Origin of the sequence: Thalassospira sp. UBA1131 (genome assembly GCF_002311515.1) — a bacterium.
Taxonomy (GTDB): domain Bacteria; phylum Pseudomonadota; class Alphaproteobacteria; order Rhodospirillales; family Thalassospiraceae; genus Thalassospira.
Genome location: NZ_DCAO01000036.1, coordinates 62,364 through 70,358, shown reverse-complemented (window position 1 = coordinate 70,358; position 7,995 = coordinate 62,364). Strand labels below are relative to the sequence as shown.

Genomic DNA, 7,995 nt, shown 5'->3' with positions numbered 1-7,995 from the left:
GCCGAACCGCTTGTTGCCCAATGGCGCGAAAGCGTTACGGCCAAGGGCGGTGATGCCGATGCCATTTACAAGGCCTTCATCGACGCGCTCGAAGCCGAGAACGCCAAGTATTGATGACGCTCCCTGTATCGGCGGCATCGCATGTCGGTGCTGCCGATACCTCTGAAAGTGCATAGATCATGCGGGTCCTTCATCGCTCCCTGACATATCTCGAAGCCTTTTCGCGCAAGGTCGAAATGGTCTCGGCCATTTTGCTTGCGGTGATCACGTTGCTGGTTCTGGCATCCGCAATTGGTCGCTACCTGTTTGCATGGCCGATCCCGGATGCATTTGATTTTTCGCGCCTGTTTCTGGGCGTGGTCATCATGTGGGGTTTTGCCTGCGTGGGCTATCGTGGATCGCACATCAAGGTCGATCTGTTCGCCCTGATGTTGCCCGCGCGTGTTCGTCGATGGACGGATTTCTTTGCCTGGATGGTCTTGCTGGGTTTCACCGGCTTGCTGTGCTGGAAAATGCTGGCGCGTGTTACCAGCGCCTATAACAGTGGCGAGACGACATTTGATCTGCAGGTTCCCGTCTGGCCGGTCATGGGGCTGATCTGGCTTGGTGTTGCGGTAAGCATGCTGACCATTCTGGCGCGCGCCTTGATGATCGCGCTGACCAATGCCGGTCTGGATGATTTTGAACCCGCCGAGTCAGAGCCGCATATTGCCTCCGACCCGCAAAAACAAAAGCAAACTGGTGGTTCAGGGGGAAGTGATGACTGAAGCCGATTTTGTCGCACTGGGCGGGTTTGTTGCGCTGTTTGCCCTGATGCTGCTTCGGGTGCCGATCGGCATTGCGATGGGGATTGTTGGTGTCGGCGGCTTTGCCGCAATTGTTGGCCCGACGCCTGCACTCAACCTTCTGGCGCAATCGCCGATCCGCACCATCACCGACTTTAACCTCAGCCTCATTCCGTTCTTTATTCTGATGGGCGTTCTTGCCACCAATTCCGGCATGTCGCGCGAACTGTTTCGCGCGGGGCAGGCGTGGCTAGGATCATTTCGGGGCGGCATGGCGCTTTCGACCATTGCATCCTGTGCGGGGTTTGCCGCCATATCGGGATCATCGGTCGCAACGGCGGCAACCATGACCAAGGTCGCTTTGCCGGAAATGCAGCGCAGTGGCTATCGCGATCATGTGGCGACCGGGGTAATTGCCGCGGGCGGAACGCTTGGCATTCTGATCCCGCCGTCGGTTGTTCTGGCGGTGTATGGCTTTATCACCGAACAGGATGTCGGCAAGCTTTTCATTGCTGGCATCATTCCGGGCCTTCTGGCGATTGTGATGTATATGCTGGCCTTTCGGGTGACCTATGCCCGTGGTTTACCAGCGGGCGAACCGTTTGATTTGCGCAACGCCATTCGATCCTTGCGCGACGTCTGGGCGGTTCTGGCCCTGTTCATCGCGATTATCGGCAGCATCTATTTGGGTGTCGTCACCGCGACCGAGGCCGCGGCAGTTGGCTCTGTCCTGACCGCCCTGATCGGGGTGATTCGGGGGCGGCTTGGCTGGCGCAGCATTCTTGATAGTCTGGTCGAGGCCCTGCGCACCTCGGTTGCGATCTATACCATCCTGATCGGTGCGATCCTGTTTGGCTATTTTCTGGCCATCACCCAGACCCCGCAAAAGATCACCGCGTGGCTGGTCGGGCTTGATATCGGGGCCTATCCGACACTTGCGCTGATCTTGGTGTTTTTCCTGTTGCTGGGCTGCATCCTTGATGCCATGGCGATGATCATTCTTCTGGTGCCCATCGTGTTTCCTGTGGTCACCCAGTTGGGGTTTGATCCGATCTGGTTTGGCATCATCGTTGTCATGACGGTTGAACTTGGCCTGATCACCCCGCCAGTCGGGATGAATGTGTTTGTCATCAATTCGATTGCCCGCGAAGTGCCGCTGCAAAAGGTCTTTCAGGGTGTCATCCCGTTTGTTGCGGTCGACATCATTCGCCTGATCCTTTTGGTTGCTGTGCCATCCATCGTTCTTTTCCTGCCGACGACCATGAACTAAAGAGGCCGATATGAAGCTTGAGCTTGAACATTTTTGCGATCTAACGGTCGAGCTGGAAGCCCCGATGGAGCTCGGCAACTCAATGCGCGGCACACGCCGGATCATTCCGATCATAGGCGGTCACGTCGAAGGCAAATCGTTGAACGGCCGTGTTCTGGCATTGGGTGCCGACTGGCAAACCGTTTTTGAAAACGGTGTCGCCGAACTTGATACCCGATATTGCATCGAAACCCACGACGGGGCGCTGATTGATATCCGCAATTTCGGGTTCCGGCATGGCCCCAAGGACGTTCTGGACGCGCTTGCACGCGGTGAACATGTCGACCCATCGAAATATTACATGCGCACCCAGCCCCGGTTCGAAACCGGCGATGAACGCTATAGCTGGCTTAATCACCGGATCTTTGTCGGATCCGGGCAGCGCGAAAAAAGCACGGTCTATGTGTCGGTCTACGAAGTCCTGTAATAGCCGCTTTGGCCATGACCAAACAAAAACGCCCCCAATAAATCGGGGGCGTTTTTTCATTTTCAGTTCTTTGCCTAGAACACCACGCTTGGCAGCCAGTTGGCCAGTGACGGCCAAAGCCAGATCACGAAAATGCCAAACAGCTGCAGGGCGATAAACGGCACCACACCCTGATAAATCTGGCCGGTGGTGATTTCCGGCGGGGCGGCACTGCGCAGATAAAACAGCGAGAAGCCAAATGGTGGTGTCAGGAACGATGTCTGCAGGTTGATCGCAATCAGGATCGCCAGCCACACCGGATCATGGCCCATCATGATCAGCCCCGGCGCAATCAGCGGCAGCAGGATCACCGTGATTTCCACGAAATCAAGGAAGAAGCCGAGAACAAAGATCAACGCCATGCAGAAGATCAGCGCCCCAGTCGGACCACCCGGCATCGATTCAAGGATTTCCTCCACATGGTCTTCGCCGCCCAGCCCGATAAACACCAGCGAGAACATGCTGGCCGTCAGGATGGTGGCAAAGATCATTGAACTGACCGTCATGGTCGAAGTCAGCGCCGATTTCAGAATGTCAGCTTTCCATGCCTGACGCAGGCAGGCGAGGATCGCGACAATCCCGATAACCGCCAGCGCCACATAACCAGCACCCAGGGCATAATCAATACCGGTCAGGTCACTGCGCTGGAAACGCACCGGCGCGACACCGGCCATGATCGCCAGGATCAAGAGTGCGACGGTCCCGGTCAGAACCAGATTGCGGTTCGCCCCCTGACGGACGCCCGCCATCAGGATCGCACCGATCGCGCCCACCGATGCCGCCTCGGTCGGGGTGGCAACCCCGCCCAGAATGGCACCAAGAACGGCAATGATCAAAAGCACAGGCGGCAAAACCGCACCGACCACTTCGCCCGCGCTGGGGCGGCCATCATCGCTTTGCACAGGTGGCATGTCGGCCGGGCGTATCAGCCCGCGCAGCAAGATATAGATGATATAAATCGCCACCAGCGTCAGGCCGGGGATCAGCGCACCGGCAAAAATTTGCCCGACCGAAATGGTTTCGATGGTGAACTTGCCTTGTTCATATTGCGCCTGCTGATAGGCCGACGACATCACGTCAGACAGAATGATCAAAAGCGTCGAGGGCGGGATAATCTGGCCAAGCGTGCCTGCCGTGCAGACAAGGCCCGATGCCATTTTCGGGTTATATCCGGTGCGCAACATGGTCGGAAGCGCGATCATGCCCATGGCAATCACCGTGGCGCCAACGATGCCGGTCGAGGCCGCCAGTAATGCCCCCACCAGCACGACCGAAATACCCAAACCTCCGCGCAACTGACCAAACAGTCGGCCCATGGTATGGAGCAAATCTTCGGCAATGCGGGATCGTTCAAGGACAACACCCATAACGACAAACAGCGGAATGGCGATCAGGACATCATTGGTCAGCGTGCCAAACACGCGCTGCCCGAACGCCCCCATCAGCCCGATATTCATCGTATCGGTGACCCAGCCGAGATAACCGAAAATCACCGCCGTTCCGGCGATTGAAAATGACACCGGAAAGCCCAGAAGGATGCAGCCCATCAGGGCGGCAAACATCAAAAGATCAAGATATTCCATCACTTTGCACCGCCTTGATCTTCAACATTGCCGCGCAGCAAAACCACCTGCCTGAGCAAGCAGGCCACGGACTGGATAATCAACAGAATGCAAAAGGCCGGGATCAGGGATTTCAAAAACCAGACGGCGGGAATGCCCCCCACCGAAATGGCCCCTTCCATCATCGAGATCGAATTGATCACTGACGGCCAGGTCCAATACAGCAGGGCTGCCATCGACGGGATTGCCAGAACCACATAGCCAAACGCATCGATCCGCGCCTTGGTCTTGTCGGTGGCTGCGGCATAAAAAATGTCCACCCGGACATGGCCATCAACCAACAGCGTATAGCCCGCCCCCAACATGAACAAAGCGGCATGCAGATACAGAACGCTTTCATTAAGCGCAATTGAACTGAACCCGAAAACATAGCGCAGCAAGACCACGGTAAACTGCAACAGAACCATCAGAAGTGCGAACCAGCGCACAGTCATCCCGGTCCAGTGGTTTATCTGGTCAAGTGCATCAGCAAGGCGTTGCATGACATCTCCCCGTGAAAGGCACGCCTGAAAAAAGAAACCGGTGCCGGATATTTCCGGCACCGGTCATAACGTCTATCAGAAGCCAAGCGCTTTGGCGCGTGCATTCATCTGACCATTATCGGCATAGGTCATGTAACCACCGATCAGGTCACGATAGGCAACAAAGCTTTCGGTGACCTTTTTAGTCAGTGCATCGTCGCTTTCGCGAAGCTCCGCAATCACCTCGGCACCGGCTTTGGCCATGGCTTCGACAACTTCGTCCGGAAGCTTGCGAACCTTCACATCCTGTTCTGCAACAAGCTGTTTCAGCGCCATGGCATGCTTGGTCTCGTACTCGGTCCATACTTCGTTATAAAGGCTGTCTGCCGCGAACTTGACGACGGCTTTCAGGTCATCGGGAAGGTCGGCATAGGCCTTGGCATTCACCGCGCATTCCTCGGCCGAGGACGGCTCGCCAACACCTGGCCAGTAGTAGTTCTTGGCAACCTGATAGAAACCAAGCGCACTGTCACTCCATGGACCGATGAACTCACCGGCATCAAGCGCACCAGACTGAAGTGCCTGGAACATGTCACGACCGCCCATGGCCTGAACCGCCATACCAAGTTTCGAGCACATCTCCGATGCCAGACCGGTGGTGCGGAACTTAAGCCCCTTAAGGTCATCGACCGAGTTGATTTCGTTACGGAACCAACCTGCCCACTGCGGGCCGGAGTTACCGCACAGGAACGGCTTCAGACCGAACTGACCATAGATTTCGTCATACAGTTCCTGACCGCCACCATAGTTCAGCCAGCCAACCTGTTCATCGGCGCGCAGGCCAAATGGCTGCGACCCGAACAGAAGGATACCTTTGGATTTTGACCCCCAGTATGCCGGAACCGCGTGATAAATCTCAGCCGTACCTTCGGCAACGGCGTCAAACACACCATTGCCCGGAACCAGTTCGCCAGCGGCATGAAGCTTGACTTCAAGACGGCCACCCGAAAGTGTGGTTATACGGTCTGCAAGTTTCTGCGCAGCCACACCCGGCCCAGGCAGGTTTTTCGGCCATGCGGTGACCATGTTCCACTGGCGCTTGTCCTGTGCGATGGCAGGGGTTGCGAATGTCGCAGCGGCCGCTGCACCTGCGCCGGCCACACCGGCGGTCAGAAATTCACGTCTTTTCATGTTAAGAAGCCTCCTTGATTGTACCCCAAAAGGGCGGTGCAGGGGCAGTCGTCACTGCCCCCACGCGTGAGTTTTAATTACTTGCCGAGAATCCCGGGCAGGTTCAGCCCGTGTTCCCGGGCGCAATCCAGTGCGATGTCATATCCTGCATCCGCATGACGCATCACACCGGTTGCCGGATCGTTCCAAAGGACGCGTTCGACCCTGCGTGCGGCATCTTCTGTGCCGTCACAACAAATCACCATGCCGGAATGCTGCGAGAAGCCCATTCCAACACCGCCGCCATGATGCAGCGATACCCAGGTCGCCCCGGACGCCGTATTGAGCAGCGCATTAAGCAACGGCCAGTCACTGACCGCATCCGAGCCATCTTTCATGGCTTCGGTTTCGCGGTTCGGGCTTGCGACCGAACCGCTGTCAAGATGGTCACGCCCGATGACGACCGGGGCTTTCAGTTCACCATTCTTGACCATTTCGTTGAACGCCATACCCAGACGATGGCGCTGTCCCAGACCGACCCAGCAAATACGCGCCGGCAGGCCCTGGAACGAAATGCGCTCGCGCGCCATGTCCAGCCAGTTATGCAGGTGCGGATCATCGGGGATCAGTTCCTTGACCTTCTGGTCGGTCTTGTAGATGTCCTCGGGGTCACCCGAAAGGGCCGCCCAGCGGAACGGACCGATGCCCTTGCAAAACAGCGGGCGGATATAGGCCGGAACGAAGCCCGGGAAGGCGAAGGCGTTCTCGAACCCTTCTTCAAGCGCCATCTGACGGATGTTGTTGCCGTAATCGACCGTCGGGACGCCCGCCTCGTGGAAGGCAACCATGGCCTCGACCTGAACGCGCATCGATGCGCGGGCGGCCTTGGAAACAGCCTTGGGATCGGCTTCCTGCTTTTCGCGCCATTCGGCCACGGTCCAACCCTGCGGAAGGTATCCATGTACCGGGTCATGTGCTGATGTCTGATCCGTCACGATGTCCGGGCGAACACCGCGCCTGACCAGTTCCGGGAACACATCCGCCGCATTGCCGATCAGGGCAACGGACTTGGCTTCGCCTGCTTTGGTCCAACGCTCGATCATTTCAAGCGCTTCGTCGAGCGAATGGGTTTTCTCGTCGACATAACGGGTACGCAGGCGGAAATCCGCACGGGTTTCATCGCACTCGACTGCCAAACAGCACGCGCCGGCCATCACAGCGGCCAACGGCTGTGCACCACCCATGCCGCCAAGGCCACCGGTCAGGATCCACTTGCCGGTAAGGTCGCCGTCATAATGCTGGCGGCCGGCCTCGACAAAGGTTTCATAGGTGCCCTGCACGATGCCCTGTGACCCGATATAGATCCACGAACCCGCGGTCATCTGGCCATACATCGCCAGACCCTTTTTATCGAGTTCGTTGAAATGGTCCCAGTTGGCCCAATGCGGCACAAGGTTGGAGTTCGCAATCAGAACACGCGGCGCATCCTTGTGCGTGCGGAACACGCCAACCGGCTTGCCCGACTGCACCAGAAGGGTCTGGTCATCTTCAAGTTCCTTCAGGCTGGCAACGATCTGATCGAAATCCTTCCAGGTGCGCGCTGCCCGGCCGATGCCGCCATAGACAACCAGCTCATGCGGGTTTTCGGCCACATCGGGATGCAGGTTGTTCATCAACATGCGCATCGGTGCTTCTGTCAGCCAGCTTTTCGCCGAAATTGTGCTCCCGGTGTCGGGATAAATATCACGCTGGTTGTGACGCGGATTGTTGGTCATGACTTGCCTCTTAGTGCTGGGGCCAAATCGGCCAGTGTCTTCAGGATTTCAGTAAGATGCGTGCGCAATTTTGCTGCACGGCTTTCGTCATAGGACCAAGGGGCTTCCTCGGCCGTTAGATAGGTGGATTGCGCCAGTTCCATCTGGATGGCGTGTTGATTGATCTCCGGGCGGCCGTAATGGCGGGTGGTCCAGCCACCCTTGAAGCGACCGTTCAGAACCGCACTGTATCCTTGGGCCTGCGAACAGATTTCGGATGTCAGCGTCTCGATCATCGGATCGCATGTGGCGCCCAGATTGGTGCCGATATTGAAGTCCGGCAATGTGCCGTCAAACAGGAACGGAATGTTTGAGCGGATCGAATGGCAATCATAGAGGATCGCCACACCGTGTTTGGCGCGCACGCG

The 7,995-nt window shown here is 57.2% G+C and carries 8 protein-coding genes; 3 read left to right on the top strand and 5 right to left on the bottom strand.

Annotated features, from left to right (window positions below; all coding sequences use genetic code 11):
- Positions 1-179 precede the first annotated feature (179 nt).
- Genes B3Z49_RS05445 through B3Z49_RS05435 form a run of 3 tightly spaced genes read left to right on the top strand, consistent with a single transcriptional unit; the run spans position 180 to position 2,521 of the window.
- Positions 180-767: a TRAP transporter small permease gene (locus B3Z49_RS05445; protein WP_296988699.1), complete on the top strand. Its 588-nt coding sequence runs from the start codon at positions 180-182 to the stop codon at positions 765-767.
- Positions 760-2,055 (top strand): TRAP transporter large permease, encoded by a 1,296-nt coding sequence (locus B3Z49_RS05440; RefSeq protein ID WP_296988697.1) that lies wholly within the window; start codon positions 760-762, stop codon positions 2,053-2,055. The genes B3Z49_RS05445 and B3Z49_RS05440 overlap by 8 nt, the downstream gene beginning before the upstream one ends.
- Before the next feature lie 10 nt (positions 2,056-2,065).
- Entirely contained in the window at positions 2,066-2,521 is a 456-nt protein-coding gene (locus B3Z49_RS05435) for a DUF3237 domain-containing protein (RefSeq protein WP_063089091.1), read from the top strand.
- A gap of 74 nt (positions 2,522-2,595) precedes the next feature.
- Here the strand turns inward: B3Z49_RS05435 and B3Z49_RS05430 are convergent, their stop codons facing one another.
- The 5 genes from B3Z49_RS05430 to B3Z49_RS05410 form a co-directional block, all read right to left on the bottom strand.
- Positions 2,596-4,143: a TRAP transporter large permease gene (locus B3Z49_RS05430; RefSeq protein ID WP_296988695.1), complete on the bottom strand. Its 1,548-nt coding sequence runs from the start codon at positions 4,141-4,143 to the stop codon at positions 2,596-2,598.
- Complete coding sequence (locus B3Z49_RS05425) at positions 4,143-4,664, bottom strand: TRAP transporter small permease subunit (protein ID WP_008889950.1); 522 nt, start codon at positions 4,662-4,664, stop codon at positions 4,143-4,145. The genes B3Z49_RS05430 and B3Z49_RS05425 overlap by 1 nt, the downstream gene beginning before the upstream one ends.
- A gap of 75 nt (positions 4,665-4,739) precedes the next feature.
- Positions 4,740-5,834 carry a TRAP transporter substrate-binding protein gene (locus B3Z49_RS05420; protein WP_008889951.1) on the bottom strand — a complete coding sequence of 365 codons (1,095 nt, stop codon included), beginning with the start codon at positions 5,832-5,834 and terminating at the stop codon, positions 4,740-4,742.
- 77 nt (positions 5,835-5,911) lie between these two features.
- Positions 5,912-7,588 (bottom strand): urocanate hydratase, encoded by a 1,677-nt coding sequence (gene hutU / locus B3Z49_RS05415; protein WP_296988691.1) that lies wholly within the window; start codon positions 7,586-7,588, stop codon positions 5,912-5,914.
- Positions 7,585-7,995 (bottom strand): N-formylglutamate amidohydrolase (locus B3Z49_RS05410; protein WP_296988690.1); only part of this gene is annotated, 411 nt, incomplete at its 5' end. The genes hutU and B3Z49_RS05410, both read right to left, overlap by 4 nt.